A 623-nucleotide genomic window follows, 5' to 3' on the forward strand; every position below is an offset into this window, starting at 1 on the left:
ACTTTTATACATAAAGTCATGAGCATAAGGGAAAGTGCCACCACTTTTATATTTTGGCAGACCCATAACGTGGTGAACTCGGCAGTGCCGAGTTATTTTTCCTAGAAAAAAGTGACATCACTTTTTTAACTCATATGTATAAAAACCATAACGTTATGTATACATACAGGTTACGTATACATATACTTTATGTATATAAAACATACACAAAAGACATGCATCATACACATCAATTTTTTTAAAAATACATGTCTTTTTGATATATATTTTTTTTTGCGTTTTAAGAGGTCATTTAGAGCATTCTCTAATTTTGAGTACAAAAATACGTAATATAAAAAAATCGTCCTTTTAAAACCTTTTTAGGACATTTTAAACACATTTTTATGATTTGGATCAATGTAGAATAAATGTCATAAACGTATAGAAAAAATACGTCGTCATTTCTAAGTACAGATAAATTTCTGATGCAGTACTAAATTATGGGGAAACCTACCTGTAAAAAATAAAAAGATTACTATATTTTAATTTTATTTTTTCTGTTCGTTTTTTCGACACCAGGACGGGCGATTTTTACGTACTGCCCATTTACATGCAAATTTAAAAATTAGCAATAAATCGTTCCG

This window comes from Staphylococcus sp. SA22, assembly GCF_054165785.1.